Consider the following 15838-nt stretch of genomic DNA (forward strand, 5'->3'; position numbering starts at 1 on the left):
ACCAGCCAAGCCTCCGGCCATTGTTCACAAGTGGATCGGCCCTGGCAACGTGGAGGGAGCAAGATATCGTTCAGTCTCCGCGCATCGGGCGAGCCAGGAGGTCATCCTGCGGCCCTCGGCATAGGATTGCGCCCGCGCGAGGGTGGTCAGCGCCTGCTCGCGGGACTCGCGAGCGAGTAGGACTGCCTGGACCCGGAGCAGTTCGGGAAGAAGCCAGCCTTCTCCGGTCGCGGCGCAGAGAGACAAGGCTTCCTCGATCGGAGCACCGGCGCGTGCGGGGTTTCCCTCGGCATCGAGAGCCTGGGCCAGGTGGCAGAGAAAGAGCGCGCGCCGGACCGGCCAGCGCGTCCGGGCCAGCTCATCGAGCCCGCCCGAGAGGTGCTCGACCGCCCGGCCGAAATCGCCGCGCCCGAACAGAAGCGAGCCGCGGAAGCACCGTCCCCATGCGCGCCATGGCCCGAACGGATGGCGACGCGAGATATCCTGAAGCATTCCGACGCGTGCTTCCATCGTATCGAGATCGCCGCCGTAGAACGGGACCGGGCAACCGGCTTCAACCAGGACCAGCGACAGGGAGGTAGCGTGCCCACGCTCCTGCGCATCGGCGACGCAGCGGGTGGCGGAGTCCTGGGCGGCCTCGCTCGAGCCAAGCAGCCACAGCACCATCGACAGATAGGCGCGCGCGTTGAGCCCCTGATCGTACTGCATTCGCACGAGGGGGCTGAGGGCGGCGGCGCGACTTTCGATGACGGTCTCGAACTGCTGTCGTGCCTCGACGACATGACCGAGAAAGAATTGCGAGACGCCAATAAGGCGCTCTGCGATGCGGACGGTCGCGGCAGCGGCGTCGCCCGTGGTTGCGACAGCCAGATGCCGGAACGCCTCCGCGGTCGCGAGGGACGAGGGGTAGCGGCCGGAGGTCAGCTCGGAGAGCCAGGCGCCCGACAGGACCTCGAGTTCGAGGTCGACGACCTTCGCCTCCTTCGCGATGGTGGCGGCCCGCTCCCAGAGCCTGTCGATCTCCGGCCCCGGGCCCGTCGTGTAGATCAGCGCGGTGCCTAGGGAGCTGAGCAGCGCGATCTCTCTCGCCGGGTCGGCGCGACGATGTCCTTCCAGCGCGGCGAGCGCGTGTTCGAAATAGCGCCGTCCTTCGCTGACGAGCGAAAGCTGGAACCACAGCACCGAGGATGCGACCGCGAGTTCGGTCCCCAGCTCCGCATCGCCCGTTGGCCCGAAGCACCAGGCGAGTGCGGCACGCAGGTCGTCGACATGCGGCGCATAGGTCGACATCCAGGCCGGTTCGGTCATCTGCGGAAGATCACGCTCGGCCGCCGACATCTGCTCCTTCAGATGGGCCGCGTGCCGGCGGCTCAGGCGATCGTGTTCGCCGCTTTTCCGGAGCTTCTCGCGTGCATAGGTGCGGGTCGTGTCGAGCAGGCGGTAGCGGGGGAGCGCCTGGGAGAACTCGACCGAGATGAGAGACTTCGAGACCAGGTTCGTCAGGTCGTCGATCGTGCTCCAGCTAGGCTCCTCGATGGACGCGACGGAAGAAGCAGCATCGAGCGAGAACAATCCGGAGAAGATCGACAGCCGCGAGAGCGTCGTCTGTTCGGCCGGAGAGAGCTGGTTGTAGCTCCAGTTCAGCGTCGCATGGAGCGTTCGATGGCGGGGCAGGGCGGTCCTTCGCCCGGAAACCAGGAGACGGAAAACATCGTCCAGCTGCTGTATCAGGCCAGGGACGCCGAAAGTGTCGACCCGACCGGCCGCAAGCTCGATCGCCAGGGGAATCCCGTCGAGACGCCGGCACAGCGCCACGATGGCGGGCAGATCCTCAGGTGTCGGTGAATAGCTGCCGAGAAGGTCGGCGGCTCGCTCCACGAAGAGGCGGATTGCCGGAAAGTCGAGCGCGTCCAGAGTGGCTGCGCCGTGGGGCGGCAGTTCGAGCCCGGACAGGCGGGAGACGACCTCGCCCGCGGCCCGCAGAGGCTCGCGGCTGGTCGCCAGGATCTTCAGCTCCGGCGAATTGAGCAGAAGCGTTTCTGCCACCTGCGCGGCGGCCTCGGCGACATGCTCGCAATTGTCCAGGATGACGAGGCTGCGGCCGAGAGGAGGCACGTGAAGCAGCGGCTGCTGCTCGATGCCGAGCGTCATCGAGATGGCGGCGGCGGTGGAGCTCTCGACCCGAACAGGTTCGGAGATCTGCGCAAGCTCGACGAGGATGATCGAGTCGTACTGATCGAGATACGATCTCGCGGCCTGGAGAGCGGTCGTCGTCTTCCCGACGCCGCCGCTGCCGACGATCGTCACGAGGCGGCTCTTGGAGAGGGATGCGCCGATTGCGGCAACGGCGGCTTCCCGACCGAACACCGATACCAGGGCATTCGGCAGGTTCTGGCGGCGAGCCTGCGTGACGTCGGGAGACGGCCCTTCGTGCGCCGGCGCCTCCGTAAGCCGGACCTCGCCAACGAAGCAGTAGCCCCGGCGGGCGACGTTCACGATGTAGCGTTGGTTGTCCTGGCCGTCGCCGAGAACCCGTCGCAGCGCCGCCATCTGCACCCGCAGATTGGCCTCCTCCACGAAGAGATTGGGCCAGGCCCGAGCAAGGAGCTCCTCTCTGCTCACGACGTCGCCATGTCTCTCGAGCAGCGCGATCAGAAGCTCCAGCGCGCGCCCCCCCATCGCGACCGGATGCCCATCCTTGAGAAGCTGGCGCGCGCCGAGAAGCAGACGAAACCCGCCGAATTCGACAACTTCCTGCATGGTCTTCGTGAGCCTCCCCACGAACGGTGCGATGGAAGTCCCGCGACCAGTCCGACAAAATTCCCCGTTATGCTCTGCTGACGATACGAGACGCTTCGCGAACAGGAGACCAGGCCCGAGCCGACGAGGAACTCGAAGCCGACGCCTGCCTCTATCAGCAGCTTCGGCAGAGACGTGCAACAACCTCCCAATCTCGCCACCCAGCATGGCGACTGAGACGTTTCCAGCCTCAAGCAGAATGCCATCAGCCGAGGTGGTTCGGATCCGGAGCATCTCTCCATTGCTGGAGGGCTCCTGTAAAGGAGGTCCGAGACGAGGTTCAGCCTAGATGTTTGGCTCTGGGCTTTGATGGTGCAGTCTCGGAGGAGAGCGCCTTGCAAGCCAGGCGCCGCGGATCTCCGTTCCGATCGCGGACGAGCGGCTTTCTTCGCGCAGCACCTACCCGCGCACCGCGCTCTTGAAGGCTGCAGAAAGCGCGAGCAGCACCTCCCGTGATCGCCCTCCCGTGACCCGCGAGTGAAGCAGCACGGGCAGGCGGGGCAGGTCGGGCAATCCGAGCTTCGGGCCGACATCGAGTGCGCCGAACGGCACCATGCGGGGCGACAGGGCCGCTACGCCGAGCCCCGCTGTCACGGCTGCCGCGACCGCCGCAACGCCTCCGCCGACGAAGATCTCGGTCCAGGGCACGCCGGCGGCGTCGAGCAGTCGCCCCGCCAGCACGCGAACCCCGCACGGTTCGGCGAGGGTCGCGACAGGCAGCTTTTCGCCAGCGCGAGGCTGCCAGGTCGGCGCCGCGAACCACCGGAACGTCTCCTCGACGAGGAGCTCTCCGTCATCGCGTCCCGCATGGAGCCGAACGATCGCCGCATCGATTTCCCGGCGGTCGAAGCTCTGCAAGAGGTCGCCCGAGGAACCGATCCGGATCTCGATGATGAGCTGCGGATCCTGCGCGTTCATCCGCGCGATGAGGGCAGGGAGCTCCGGGCCGGCGACGTGATCGCTGATCCCGATCGTGAGACGTTGCCGAGTGCCGTCCAGGGCGGCAAGCGCCCGATCATGGACCTCCATCAGCTCCCGTGCATGGACGAGAAACGCCTCGCCCCGCGACGAGAGCTGAACGTGCCGGGGCGTGCGCTCCACCAGCCGGCAACCCAGCCGGTCTTCCAGCCGCTTCAACTTCAGGCTGATGGCGGCCTGTGTCGTGCCAATGGCGTCGGCCGCGCGGGTGAAGCTCCTGAATTCGGCGATGCGGATGAAAGCCTGAACGGCATCGACGTCGAGCGGGCGGGTGTCCATTTCATTCTCTTATCGCTGAAACCATAATCGATATGACATCGAAATGGACGATGCTGATCTAGCATTCGACGATCTGCTCGCGGGGAGAATTCGAAATGCCGTTCGTCCAGATCTCGATGCGTTCCGGGAAGTCCGAGGAGTACCGCCGGGCCATACTCGACAGCTTCTACCGCGCGATGCGCGAGGCATTGGGAGTGCCCGAGGACGATCAGTTCATGACCCTCACCGAGCATGATCCAGCGAATTTTCGCTATGGCGCGTCCTATCTCGGCGTCATGCGCAGCGACGATCTCGTGTATATCCAGATCACCGTGTTCAACACTCGCACGACCGAGCAGAAGAAGGCGCTGTTCCGACGGGCCGTGGAATTGCTCGGCGACGCGCCGGGGGTCCGGCCGGAAGACGTGTTCATCAACATCCTCGAAGCGCCGAAGGAGAACTGGTCGCTCGGCATGGGCGTCGCGCAATTCGGGTAAGAGGTTTCTCCGCATTCATCATGGTCTCGGCCTTGTCGGCAAGCGGGCGAACTGCGCTGGGCGTCCTGATCTGGGCAGCACCGCTGGATCGCGCCCGCAACTGAAAACGTCTCACTCACGGTGAACGGTGATCAACTTGCCGGGCTCGGCCATCTGCCGCGCCCGACTTGGGGGCGTGGCTGCCGGACCGGATCGCGAAAAGAGATCGCAGCTATTCGCAGGTTGCGTTGGATCCCGGGCAGCCACGATGCGATGAGTGGGCGACGCCCGGGCCGGGCGGGGTCGCCGATGATGAGGTTCGGACGTGAGCTTTCCGATCGAGCGTGCAAATGCGTTCTGCCAGCGGTTCGGCATCGAGGTGCCGATCATGCTGGCCCCCATGGCTGGAGCCTCTGCGCCCTCGCTCTCGATTGCGGTTGCGAATGCCGGCGGCATGGGCGCGGCCGGGCTGCTGCTCCACACGCCCGAGGAGATATCCGCCTGGATGCGGGAGTTCCGGCAGGCCAGCAACGGCGCCGTCCAGCTCAACACCTGGATTCCGGATCCGGCGCCGGTTCGGGACGCAGGGCACGAGGCCGCGCTTCGTGACTTCCTGGCCGGGTGGGGGCCGCCCGTCCCGCCGGAGGCGGCGGATGCCGCGCCGCCGAGCTTCGAGGCGCAATGCGAGGCAATGCTCGCGGCCGCGCCACCGATCGTCTCCTCCGTGATGGGCCTCTACCCGCCGGAGTTCGTCGCCCGTCTGAAAGAGCGCGGCGTGTCCTGGTTCGCCGTCGTCAGCACGGTCGCCGAGGCCGTCGCGGCCGAGCAGGCCGGGGCGGATGTGGTGATCGCGCAGGGCGCGGAAGCGGGCGGGCATCGCGCGGCATTCGAAGCCGCGGATGCGGAGCGTCGAATGGTCGGGCTGTTCGCGCTGGTGCCGGCCGTCGTGGATGCGGTTTCCGTCCCCGTCGTGGCGACGGGCGGCATCGCGGATGGCCGGGGCGTTGCCGCCGCCCTGGCGCTCGGCGCAAGCGCCGTGCAGGTGGGGACGGCCTTCCTGCGCTGCCCCGAGGCCAAGACGAATCCTGCCTGGGCCGAGGCGCTCGCCACCACCCGGCCCGAGGACACGGTCGTCTCGCGGGCCTTCAGCGGCCGCGCCGGGCGGTCGATCGCCACGGCCTACGCCCTGGCGGCGCTCGGGCCCGAGGCGCCGTCGCCTGCGCCTTATCCAGTACAGCGCGCCCTGACCGCTCCCATGAGGACCAGCGCCGCGTCCGCTGGCGACGTCCAGCGCATGCAGGCCTGGGCCGGCCAGTCTGCGGCACTCGCGCGGGCGGAGCCGGCAGGGGACGTCGTGCGGCGTCTCTGGGAGGAGGGCCGTCGGCTCCTGAGCTGAGCGACGGCTACCAAGGCGGAAGCCGCACCCGCGCTGGCGGCTCACGCCGGCAGCGCAGCGGCTCCGGCCCGGCGAGGCTGGTCGTCCATCGGCAGCTGGAGCAGCGTCGCTGCCGCGCCGACCCCGATCAGGGCGTACCACGCCAGGTCGTAGCCCCCGGTGCCGTCCAGGATGATCCCGCCGATCAAGGGGCCGAGGAAGCCGCCGACCTGGTGGCCGAGAAACACGATGCCGAACAGCAGGTTGAAGTGCCCCAGGCCGAAAAGCCGGCCGATCAGCCCGGAGACCAGCGGGACCACGCCGAGCCAGGTGAACCCCATCACGGCCGCGAAGACGAGGGTCGAGGTCTCGGACACGGGCAGCGCGACGAAGGCCGCGATCGCGACCGTCCTGGCGGCGTAGATGGCGGCCAGAAGGTGACGGCGGCTGTAGCGCGCGCCCAGGATGCCGAAGACGTAGGAGCCCACGGCGTTGCAAAGGCCGATGATGCCCAGCGCCATTGCTCCGACATTCGGGGACAGGCCGCAGATGGCCAGGAACTTCGGCAGGTGGGCGGTGATGAACTGAAGCTGGAAGCCGCAGGCGAAGAAGGCGACCGCCATGGCAACGAACCCGCCATGCGAAAGCGCTTCGCGAAGCGCGGACGCGATGCTGGCGGGCCGCTCCTCCGCGCGGGCCTGCGGCGCATCCGCCGGCTTTCCGCCGATCAGGAACGACAGGGCCACCATCGCGAGGCAGATCAGAGCATAGGCGGAGGCCGCGACGCGCCAATCCTGGGCGTCGATGAGGTGCTGCCCGAGCGGGGCGAGCGCGAGAACCCCGAGCGATCCCGCGCCTGACACGATGCCGAGCAACTGGCTCCGGCGCTCAGGCGGCGCCGCGCGGGACACGGCCCCGAGAAGGACCCCGAAGCCCGTGCCCGCAACACCGATCCCCGTCAGAACGCCGATCCCGAGATCGAGGCCGAGCAGGGCGTTGTCCGAAACCGCCAGCAGGCCGAGACCCGCCGTATAGATCAGGCCGGAGACGATCAGGACCGGCCGCGGGCCGAAGCGGTCGCCGAGCGCCCCGACGAAAGGCTGGCTCAAACCCCAGACGAGGTTGTGGAGCGCGACCGCGAAACCGAAGGACGTGGCCGAGACCGCGAGATCCGTGGTCGCCGGCGACAGGAAGAGACCAAAACATTGCCGCAGCCCCATCGAGATCGACATGATCGAGGCGGCGAGGATGAGAATGACGAGTAGCCGAGGGCTCGCGGGCGAAACGGCCTCGGTTCGTGCGGGAGCTTGGAGCGACATCCGGTCTCCTCGTGGAGCGGACGCACACATAGCCCCAACCTGACCCCGCCCGTTTCACTGGTCAGTGTACTGGGTGCTCCAGCGAGCCCTTGCGGTTCGCTGCGCGGGATCAGCGCTCGTCAGGCGACCTCGCGGGAGACCCGCTCGCCCCTGCGCATGGCCGCCAGCCAGGCGCCCGGCGTGAGGCCGTAGGCCCGCTTGAAGTGCCGCGTCATGTGGCTCTGGTCGGCGAAGCCCGCGTCCAGCGAGGCCTCGGCCAGAGAGGCGCCGCCGCCCAGCCGGCCGCGGACGTGGTCGAGCTGCCGCAGCGTCCGGAAGCGGCTGGGGCTCGTGCCGTAGGCGAGGCGGAACTGACGGGTGAGGGTCCAGCGGTCGAGGCCGGCGACCGCTTCCAGATCCTCAAGGGAATGTCGCTCGGTAGGGGAGGATGCGAGGAGGTCCCGCGCACGGGCCACGCCGCTGGACGTCGGCGAGCGTCGCTCGGGTGCCGCGCGGCCGCAGGCGCGCCGGAGGAGTTCGGCAAGGGCCTCGACCAGCTCCGAGCCTGCGGTTTCGTCCCACTCGGCGTCGAAATCCCAGATCAGCGAGGCGATGCCGCTTCGGAGATCCGCCTGGTCGCGGACAGGCTCCCGGGCGAAGGGCAGGGGACCTCCGCCGAGCGCGTCGTGGATGAGCCCGGGATCGACATAGACGATCCGGTAGGAGAAGCCCTCGTCCGTTCCAGCCGCACCGTCATGCGTCTCGTCGGGATGGAGGATGTGGCACTGCCCCGGAAGGCAGTGCCGCTGCTCGCCCCTGTATCGGAAGGTCTGCACCCCCGAGAGCGTGATCCCGACCGCATAGGTGTCGTGGCGATGGGGCGAGAAGGCCGAGCCGTGCAGCTCCGCCTGCAGCCGCTGGATCCCTTGGCTGCCCGTCGCGACCCGGATGCGATCCTCCTGGCGCAGCTCGTTCCGGCTGAGGAGGGGGGCGTTCATGCGGACTGGAAAGTGCATTCCTGGCGCCACCGTTCCATGTTCGAGTGCCCGTCCCGGCCGGAGCGCCGAGCATCGCATCGCGCCAGCGGTCGGTACAGCGCCGGCGCACTTCACCGGTGGGATCTGGAATTATCCGCGCAGCAAGCGAGACTTGGCGAGCCACTGCCCGGGCAGCGGCGGACCCCGACGATATGCACGCGGTGACAATGGGAGGGAGCCTTGGACGGGTCGGAACGCAAGGTGCTGGTCGTGACCGGCGGGGGCAGGGGGATCGGGGCGGCGATACTCCGGAAGGCAGTCGCTGAGCGCTATGCCGTCTGCTTCGGCTACCTGCAGGACGAGGACGCCGCGGGCGGGCTCGAGGCCGAGCTCCGGGGCCTGGGAGGCGAGGTCGCGCGGCTTCGCGGCGACGTGTCGGACCCGGATTTCGCCGCGGCGCTGTTCGACCGCGCCGAGGAGGCGCTCGGTCCGGTGACGGCCCTCGTCAACAATGCCGGGACGACCGGCCGCATCGGTCCCTTCGCCCAGGCCGAGACCGCCACGCTCCGGCGGGTCGTGGACGTCAATGTCCTCGGCGTCATGTTCTGCGCCCAGGAAGCGGTTCGCCGCTGGCAGGCGGCCGGTATCCGGGGCCGCATGGTCAACATCTCGTCGATCGCGTCGACGCTCGGAGCGCCCGGCGAATATGTCCACTACGCAGCCGCGAAAGCGGCCGTCGAGGCCTTCACGATCGGCCTCGCCAAGGAACTTGCCCCGACCGGGATGCGGATCAACGCGGTCGCGCCCGGCACCGTCTTCACCGAAATCCACGCCGCCGCGGGCGAGCCGGGCCGCCCCGCCCGGGTGGTCTCCCGGGTGCCCATGGGCCGCATCGGCGAGCCCGTCGAGATCGCGAACGCGGTTCTGTGGCTGCTCGACGACGAGGCGTCCTATGTGACGGGCGCGGTCCTCAGGGTCTCGGGCGGCCTCTGACCAGCGAAGCCGGCCGAAGCAAGGGCGAGGATCGTGACGTGGCGGATCTTGTGAAGGTGTCGGTACGCGACGGGGTCGCCACCCTGGTCATGAGCAGGCCGGAGGCCCGGAACGCGCTCTCCTCGGCATTGGTCGCCGAGATGACGGGAGCCCTGGACGACCTGGACCGGGACGACACCGTCCGGGTCGTCCTCGTCACGGGCGAGGGCCGTGACTTCGCCGCGGGCGCGGACGTTCACGAAATGATCTGCATGAACGTTCAAGACGCCGTGGCGAAGGATTTCGCAGGATGCTGCACGCGCCTGGGCGAATTCCGCAAGCCGGTCGTGGCGGCCGTTGCGGGATATGCCCTTGGCGGAGGGTGCGAGCTTGTCGAAATGTGTGACGTGGTGATCGCGGCCGAGGATGCACGGTTCGGCCATCCCGAGATCGCTCTGGGCACGATGTCCGGGGCGGGCGGGACGCAGCGCCTGCCGAGGCTCGTGGGGCGCCACGTGGCGCTCGATCTCCTGCTCACCGGACGCCACCTCACGGCCGCCGAGGCCCGCATGGTCGGGCTGGTGTCCCGGGTCGTGCCTCGCGAAGACCTGATGAAGGAAGCGGAGGCGGTGGCCAGGACGATCGCATCCTTCCCGCCGATGGCGGTGCGCGCGATCAAGGAGGCCGTCGGCCGGACGGAGAGCCTCCCGCTCCAGGATGGTCTCGCGCTGGAGCGCCGGATGTTTCACCTCACCTTCGCGTCGGACGAGCGCCGCGACCGCATGGAGGCCTTCGCGAGCCGCCGGCAGTGACCGCCCGGTCGCTTCGGCGATCGCGAGATGGTTATAGTGAAGCGCCGCCGGGTCCCGACGAATGCCCTTGAGCCTACCGCCCCTTCCGACGCTCCGCGTGTTCGAGGCCGCGGCCCGGCACCAGAGCTTCAAGCTGGCAGCCGAGGAACTCGGCCTGACCCCGAGCGCGATCAGCCACGGCGTCGCGACGCTGGAGGATTGGCTCGGCGTCGAGTTGTTCGAGCGGGGTCCGCGCGGCGTGACGCTCAGCCAGGCCGGAAGCGACTACGTCCCGTACATCACGGACGCCCTCGAGACGATAGCCATCGGAACGCGCCGGCTGCCGAAGGCGCGGGGCGAGCGCCGTGTCCGCATCAGCGTCGCGCCGACCTTCGCGCTGTGCTGGCTCCTGCCTCGGCTCGGCGCCTTCCGGGCGCTGCACCCGAGAATCATGGTGTCGGTGGACACGTCGCAGCGCCGCGTCAGTCTCTCCGGTGAGGACGGGGATTTCGCGATCCGGATGGGGGTGGAGCCGCCGCCCGGGCTGCAGGCCGACCATCTGCTCCGCGAGTCCCTCGTCGCGGTCGCGGCGCCCGAATACCTCGCCAGGATCAGGGATCCCGCCGGCCCCCTGGACTGGCAGCGCGCCACCCTGTTGAGGCTGCAGACGGTCGCCCTGGACTGGGCCGCATGGGCGGAGGCGACCCGGACGGCGATGCCCGAGCAGATCCAGAGCCTGCATTTCGACACGCTGCAGATGATCCAGGAGGCCGCCCGCGAGGGGCTTGGCCTCGCCATCTGCAGGCGGCCCTTCGTGGACGAGGACCTCAATACCGGGCGGCTCGTCGTCGTGGGCCCCAAGGAGACAGGCCTGACCAGCTCGTACTGGCTGGTGTCCCCATCCGGGACCGAGACCCGGCCGGAGATGATCGCGTTCAGGCGATGGCTGCTCGGGATCGCCACCTCCGAAACCGATGTCGGACCGGCGCGGCGGGAGCGAACGCCCGGCCTTGCGCATGCGGGGGAAGGAGCTGCGCCGGTCCTGCGAGATCAGGTCGGGCTCGGCGCCGGCCGCACGTCTCGTCGGGACGAGGCCGCGTCGAGCAATGCCAGCACCGTGCCCCCGAGGTAGCAGGCTGCCGCAAAGGCGGTGACCGAGGCGGAGCCGAGCGCATCGGCGAGCCAGCCGGCGATCGCGGGGCCGATGAAGAGCCCGACGCCGAGCGCTCCGGTGGCGAAGCTGAACAGGCGCGGATACGCCGCCTCGCTCGTCCGCTCGCGCACGAGGGCCGTCACGACGGCCGGTGCGAAGGACAGCCCCAACCCGACCAGGGCCGCGCCCAACAGCGAGCCCGCCACCCCGCCCGTCCCGGTGCAGAATGCGCCGAGCGCGCCGCTGAACAGGACGAGGGCCAGGGAGAGGCCGGTCACCCGGAACCGCGCCAGCAGGGCGCCTCCTGCCGATCCGAGCAGGCTGCCCGCCCCGAGGCTCAGCCAGGTCCAGGCCACCACCGCCAGGCTCGCGTCCCGGGCCGCGAGATCCGCCCCCACGAAGGTCGCGTAGGCGATATAGGCGCTTCCGAAGAGCAGGTAGGCGCCGAACAGGGCCGCGAACGCCCCCGGCTTCGCAGAGCCCGAAGCGTCCTCGGACGAACCCGCCGGCGCCGCCTTCGGCCGCGGCGTGAGCCCGAACCGTATCGCGGCCGCCGCTCCGAGTGCCCCGGCGAGGAGGAACGCCACCCGCCAGATCTCGGGTTCGGGCAGCAGCCAGGGGACCGCGAGCGCGCTCGCCACGATGGCGAACCCGGTTCCCGACCAGATCGCAACGCTGGCCAGGCCGCGATGGCGCGGCTGCGCCTCGGCGAAGACGAGCATGAACACCCCGACCAGGCCGAAACCGGCGCCGACGCCCATCAGCACCCGGCCGCAGCACAGGATGATCGCATCCGCCGCGGCCGCGCTCGCGAGGGCGCCGGCCGCGAAGGCGAGGTGCCCGTAGGATGCGAGCTTCCGCATGTCGGCCGGGCCGGCCACGTAGGGGGCGAGCAGCGTGCCGACGAGATAGGCGGCGAGGTTCGCGGCCCCGAGAAGGCCGCTCGCCGTGTAGCTGAGCCCGAGATCCCGCCGGATGGCCGGCAGCGCCGTCCCGTAGGTGATCCGGGCGATGCCGATGTCCAGCGCGACCGCGAGCAACCCCCAGGCGACGAGCGAGGCGGGAAACCGCTTCGCGTCCGCGGGACGGTGCTGGGCCTGCGGACCGAGCCCCTTGTCCAAGCCGACGAGCCCCGGAACAGGCGGCGATCCGGCCCTCACCTCGGCATCGCTCTTCGCCTTTCGAGGCCGCGCCGTTCGGACTGGCGGCCGGCCAGGTCGTTCAGGCGCGCCGGGAATTTCAGCGCCTCTTCGCGCCTCGCGGATGCGATCGCTTCCAGGGCCATCCGGCCCGCCTCTTCCACATGCCTGACGTCGTGATGGATCAGGCCGTGGACGATGGCGCCGTTGAGGAGGACGAGAACACGCCGGGCCACCTTCTCGGGCTCGGACAGGGCGAGGGCGTCCAGCCGGCGGCGGAGGGCATCCTCCAGGCCGCCCTGCTGCCGCCGGGCGCCGACGAGCGCGGGATGGCCGGGCAGGCCCGCCATCTCGATGGCGGCGCGCACGAAGGCATCTCCCGTCCATCGCATGTCGACGCAGGCCTCGGCGATCCGGGAAAAGGCCCGCTTGACGTCGGTCTCGACGTCCGGGCCTGCGGCGGAGCCGAGGAGGCCCGGCCAGCATGGCTCGCCATCAGGTGCATCCAGGCACGACGCGATGAGGTCGTCCTTGCTCCGGAAATGGCAATAGACCGTCCGCTTGGTCACGCCCGCCCGCTCGGCGATGTCGTCGATGGTGACGGCCCTGTAGCCCCTCGCTGCGAACAGCGCCGAGGCGGCCTCCCTGATGCGAACGGCCGTGTCTTCGCTCTGTCTGCCCAACGCCGATCCCCGCAGCCCGGCCGAGGACATCCTCGCCGAGGCAGCCCGGAGGATCTTCGAGGCAGCGCCCGCCTCTCAAGCGAGTTCGGCTCGTGCCGGTTGAGCGCCGTTCATGCCGTCCCAGACCGCCAGACCCGGTGGCCCTCTCAGATCGCGAACGACAGGCCGTCCTCGGCCGCCATGCAGCCGTCCGGGACGCGGTCCAGCATGTCCGAACTCATATGCGTCAGCAGCACCTTGGCGGCGCCGATCGCCTCCAGGTGGAGACGAAGCGCCTGCCAGTTCAGGTGAAAGCGGACCGAGCGCTCGAACGTATAGGCCTCGGCGATCAGAAGATCGGCGCCCTTTCCGGCGGAAATCAGCGCATCCACCCATTCGGTGTCGCCGGTGTAGCAGATGACCTTGCCCTCGCATTCGAGCCGCAGGGCGAAGGAGGGCGCGCCGGAGGGGTGCAGGACCGGAAAGGGCGTGACCTCGACGCCGCCGATCTCCGCTCGCGTCTCGGGCGAGAGCTCGACCAGGGTCAATGGAAACCGCCGGTGCGCGGAGCTCGAGCCCGGGAACATGGCTTCCATCAGGACCGCGAGGCGCTCCCGCAACCCGGGAGGCCCGGCGATCAGCAGCGGAGCCGTGCGACGGCTCACGAGCTGGCCGTCGAGGATGAAGAAGGGCAGCCCCCCGAAATGGTCGCCGTGAAGGTGGGTCAGGAAGATCGCACCGATCTCGTTCGGATCGATGCCGTATCGGCGCATGGCGACGAGCGCCGTGGCGCCGCAATCGACGAGAAAGCGCCTGCTCGACCCCTCGACGAAGAAGCAGGTCTGGAGGCGGCCGCCGCTCCCGAACGCGTCCCCGCAACCCAGGACATGAAGCTTCATCGGGTCCCCTCGCCATGGCGGTATCCGCGTCGTCGCGGCTTTTCGTCGAGGCGCCTCATTAGGACGCCCCGTTTCGCCGCGGGTATACTTGCCGGTGTGTTCTCCGTGCGTCCGACCCTTCCTACTGAGACGGGGTTCTCAGAAGGAGCGGGCGCTCATGTTCACGGCCAGGGACGAGAATTTCTCGGAGCGCGTGCGCGAGAGCTTCGGCAGGCAGGGGTTCATGAACCACCTCGGCGCGAGGCTGCTCTCGGTGGCTCCGGGCCGGGTGGAGATCGAGGTCGATCATTCGGGCGACCTCACGCAGCAGCACGGGTTCTTCCATGCCGGGGTGACGAGCGCCGTCGCGGATTCGGCCGGAGGCTATGCGGGCTTCACGCTGTTCCCGCCGAACAGCTCCGTGCTCACGGTCGAGTTCAAGATGAACCTCATCGCGCCGGCCGCCGGCACGACGCTGCGCGCCGCCGGTCAGGTCGTCCGGTCCGGCCGAACGCTCACCTTCTGCAATCTCGAGGCGTCGGTCCTGACCGCACGGGGCTGGGCCCTCTGTGCAACCGGGCAACAAACCCTCATGTGCCTGAACGACAGGCCCGACCGGTAGGCCGGCGTCTCGGCGCCGTGGCGCTTGTCGGAGGGGGGCGTAAGCGAATGCCCAAGCGATCGGCGGCCCTCGTGGCGGCACTCCTCGTACCCGCGGCCAGCCCGTCTGCGGACGAGCTGAGTTCCCGCCTTTGGCGCCAGGGCCTCGCGGATCACATCCGCCAGATGTACGAGCCCTGCGAGGATGTTCGGTCCGCAACCGAACTCGGCTTCGAGAACGATGGACGCGTGATACGCGTGGTCTGCGAGGTCGGCCGGGGCGAGCGAGTGCTCCGGATCGTGTTCTACACGGACGGCGACATCTCCGTGCAGCCCTGGACCGGAAACTGAGCGTCCCCGGCCGGCGCGGCCCTCATCCCCGCGTGCGGGCCCGGATCATGAACGTGTCGTAAGTATACTCGGCAACCTGGAACCAGAGATACTCCTCGTTGCGGAAGGCCCGGTAGGAGTCATAGATCTTCTTGAAGCCCGGGTTCGTCTGCGAGATCTCGTCGTAGAGTTCGTTGGCGGCCTTGTGACAGGCCTCCAGGATCTCGCCGCCATAGGGCCGGAGTTTCGCCCCGGCACCGACGAGCCGGCGCAGCGCGGCCGGGTTCCGGGCGTCGTACTTCGCCTGCATGTCCAGGTTGGCGTGAGAGGCCGCGGCGACGATCGCCGCCTGGTAGGCTTTCGGAAGCTCCTGCCACTTCGTGCGCTGGATGAAGAACTGGAAGTTGGCGCTGCCTTCCCACCAGCCGGGGTAGTAGTAGAACGGCGCGACCTTGTTGAAGCCGAGCTTCTCGTCGTCGTAGGGGCCGATCCATTCGGCGGCGTCGATGGTCCCCCGCTCCAGCGCAGGGTAGATGTCGCCGCCCGCGATCTGCTGCGGAATGACCCCGAGCTTCTGCAGGACCTGCCCTGCGATGCCGGCGATCCTCATCTTCAGGCCCTTGAGGTCGCCGGGATTCCTGACCTCCTTCCGGAACCAGCCGCCCATCTGGCAGCCGGAATTCCCGCCTGGGAGCGAATACAGGTCGTGGCCGGCGTAGAACTCGTTCAGCAGGTCGTTGCCGCCCCCGTGATAGAGCCACGCGTTCATCTGGCGCGCGTTCAGGCCGAAGGGGAGGGTCGTGCCGATCGCGAAGGTCGGATCCTTGCCGACGTAGTAGTACGAGGCGGTATGCGCCATCTCGACCGTTCCGTTCGAGACGGCATCGGCCGCCTGGAAGGTTCCGACGATCTCACCGGCCGCGAAGACCTGGACCTGGAACTTTCCCTCGGTGAGCTCGCCGACCAGCTTCGAGAACACCTCGGCCGCGCCATAGATGGTGTCGAGCGATTTCGGGAAGCCGGAGGTCAGCCTCCAGCGGATTTCCGGCGCGGATTGGGCGATCGCCGGAGCGGCCACGATCGTTGCGGCGGCGGCACCGGCGGCGCCGCCGAGAATGTCTCGACGCTTCATGGGATTCCTTCTGGAGGGCT

At 68.9% G+C, this 15838-nt stretch carries 15 protein-coding genes; 7 read left to right on the forward strand and 8 right to left on the reverse strand.

Translation table 11 applies throughout. From position 1 onward, the window contains the following. Positions 1 to 24 precede the first annotated feature (24 nt). Together ACO2SS_RS07890 and ACO2SS_RS07895 are read right to left on the reverse strand one after the other, a co-directional pair. On the reverse strand, positions 25 to 2760 hold the full coding sequence (locus ACO2SS_RS07890) for an ATP-binding protein (RefSeq protein ID WP_423277062.1): 2736 nt from the start codon (positions 2758 to 2760) through the stop codon (positions 25 to 27). 438 nt (positions 2761 to 3198) lie between these two features. Then, positions 3199 to 4056 carry a LysR family transcriptional regulator gene (locus ACO2SS_RS07895; RefSeq protein ID WP_423277063.1) on the reverse strand — a complete coding sequence of 286 codons (858 nt, stop codon included), beginning with the start codon at positions 4054 to 4056 and terminating at the stop codon, positions 3199 to 3201. 95 nt (positions 4057 to 4151) lie between these two features. On the opposite strand from ACO2SS_RS07895, the gene ACO2SS_RS07900 reads away from it, so the two are divergent. After that, on the forward strand, positions 4152 to 4532 hold the full coding sequence (locus tag ACO2SS_RS07900) for a tautomerase family protein (RefSeq protein ID WP_423277064.1): 381 nt from the start codon (positions 4152 to 4154) through the stop codon (positions 4530 to 4532). Between the two features lie 304 nt (positions 4533 to 4836). Further along, entirely contained in the window at positions 4837 to 5907 is a 1071-nt protein-coding gene (locus ACO2SS_RS07905; protein ID WP_423277065.1) for an NAD(P)H-dependent flavin oxidoreductase, read from the forward strand. A gap of 41 nt (positions 5908 to 5948) precedes the next feature. On the opposite strand, the gene ACO2SS_RS07910 is transcribed toward ACO2SS_RS07905, so the two are convergent. Together ACO2SS_RS07910 and ACO2SS_RS07915 are read right to left on the reverse strand one after the other, a co-directional pair. Further along, positions 5949 to 7205: an MFS transporter gene (locus ACO2SS_RS07910; protein ID WP_423277066.1), complete on the reverse strand. Its 1257-nt coding sequence runs from the start codon at positions 7203 to 7205 to the stop codon at positions 5949 to 5951. Positions 7206 to 7324: 119 nt separating this feature from the next. Continuing rightward, positions 7325 to 8200 carry an AraC family ligand binding domain-containing protein gene (locus tag ACO2SS_RS07915; protein WP_423277067.1) on the reverse strand — a complete coding sequence of 292 codons (876 nt, stop codon included), beginning with the start codon at positions 8198 to 8200 and terminating at the stop codon, positions 7325 to 7327. Between the two features lie 201 nt (positions 8201 to 8401). Between ACO2SS_RS07915 and ACO2SS_RS07920 the strand changes: the two genes are divergently transcribed. The 3 genes from ACO2SS_RS07920 (at position 8402) to ACO2SS_RS07930 (ending at position 11056) form a co-directional block, all read left to right on the forward strand. Next, the gene (locus ACO2SS_RS07920; RefSeq protein ID WP_423277068.1) at positions 8402 to 9154 is read left to right on the forward strand and encodes an SDR family oxidoreductase; all 753 of its coding nucleotides are present in this window, start codon (positions 8402 to 8404) and stop codon (positions 9152 to 9154) included. Between the two features lie 38 nt (positions 9155 to 9192). Beyond that, complete coding sequence (locus ACO2SS_RS07925; protein ID WP_423277069.1) at positions 9193 to 9945, forward strand: enoyl-CoA hydratase-related protein; 753 nt, start codon at positions 9193 to 9195, stop codon at positions 9943 to 9945. 67 nt (positions 9946 to 10012) lie between these two features. Further along, entirely contained in the window at positions 10013 to 11056 is a 1044-nt protein-coding gene (locus ACO2SS_RS07930; RefSeq protein ID WP_423277070.1) for a LysR substrate-binding domain-containing protein, read from the forward strand. On the opposite strand, the gene ACO2SS_RS07935 is transcribed toward ACO2SS_RS07930, so the two are convergent. From ACO2SS_RS07935 to ACO2SS_RS07945, 3 genes are all read right to left on the reverse strand, one after another. Then, a complete protein-coding gene (locus tag ACO2SS_RS07935; protein ID WP_423277071.1) occupies positions 10975 to 12237 on the reverse strand; it encodes a YbfB/YjiJ family MFS transporter in 1263 nt (420 codons plus the stop codon). The genes ACO2SS_RS07930 and ACO2SS_RS07935 overlap by 82 nt on opposite strands. After that, positions 12234 to 12899, reverse strand: a complete 666-nt coding sequence (locus ACO2SS_RS07940) for a helix-turn-helix domain-containing protein (protein WP_423277072.1) — start codon at positions 12897 to 12899, stop codon at positions 12234 to 12236. Before ACO2SS_RS07940 ends, ACO2SS_RS07935 begins: the two co-directional genes overlap by 4 nt. Before the next feature lie 146 nt (positions 12900 to 13045). After that, positions 13046 to 13777, reverse strand: a complete 732-nt coding sequence (locus tag ACO2SS_RS07945) for an MBL fold metallo-hydrolase (RefSeq protein WP_423277073.1) — start codon at positions 13775 to 13777, stop codon at positions 13046 to 13048. A 157-nt stretch (positions 13778 to 13934) separates the two neighbouring features. Between ACO2SS_RS07945 and ACO2SS_RS07950 the strand changes: the two genes are divergently transcribed. Continuing rightward, entirely contained in the window at positions 13935 to 14378 is a 444-nt protein-coding gene (locus ACO2SS_RS07950) for a PaaI family thioesterase (protein ID WP_423277074.1), read from the forward strand. A 47-nt stretch (positions 14379 to 14425) separates the two neighbouring features. Then, entirely contained in the window at positions 14426 to 14707 is a 282-nt protein-coding gene (locus ACO2SS_RS07955) for a hypothetical protein (protein WP_423277075.1), read from the forward strand. 22 nt (positions 14708 to 14729) lie between these two features. Here ACO2SS_RS07955 and ACO2SS_RS07960 read toward each other — a convergent pair whose 3' ends face one another. Further along, positions 14730 to 15818, reverse strand: coding sequence for a TRAP transporter substrate-binding protein (locus ACO2SS_RS07960; protein WP_423277076.1), 1089 nt, complete (start codon positions 15816 to 15818; stop codon positions 14730 to 14732). Positions 15819 to 15838 lie beyond the last annotated feature (20 nt).

This window comes from Enterovirga sp. CN4-39 (assembly GCF_049446235.1).
Classification (GTDB): domain Bacteria; phylum Pseudomonadota; class Alphaproteobacteria; order Rhizobiales; family Beijerinckiaceae; genus Enterovirga.